Raw genomic sequence first — 541 nt, forward strand, 5'->3', positions numbered from 1 at the left:
CGCCGCATTCTTTACCTGTACCACCTAGGGTGACGTCTTGTAGGATAGACACATCGTTATCAACCACCGCTGTTTCACCGATCACGATGCCCGTCGCATGGTCGAGCATGATGCCGCTACCAATACGTGCTGCTGGGTGAATGTCTACCTGACACGCCACAGAAATTTGGTTTTGCAAATACGTCGCGAGAGCATGACGGCCTTGTTTCCACAACCAGTTTGCCACGCGATAGCCTTGCAGCGCGTGGTAACCTTTCAAATACAATAATGGCATTGAGTACATGGAAACAGCAGGGTCGCGGTTGACCGTCGCACAAATGTCACACGCAGCAAAATCCGTGATGGTAGGGTCTGCGGCAAATGCCTCTTCGACCACTTCACGAACGGCCATTGCTGGCATCGACGCCGTGCTTAATTTGTTGGCCAAAATGTAACTCAGTGCCGCACACAAACTTTCATGCTTGATGATGGTTGCGTGGTAAAAGCTCGCCAACATAGGCTCTTGCTCTGACATTTCACGGGCTTCTGAGACAATTTTGTT

1 protein-coding gene is annotated in these 541 nt (G+C 50.6%); it reads right to left on the reverse strand.

The features are described 5' to 3' along the window. On the reverse strand, positions 1 to 535 hold a 535-nt coding region (locus R7O13_RS30185; RefSeq protein ID WP_318305636.1), incomplete at its 3' end, for a serine O-acetyltransferase. Between the last annotated feature and the right edge of the window lie 6 nt (positions 536 to 541).

This window comes from Vibrio sp. Y176, from assembly GCF_033438945.1.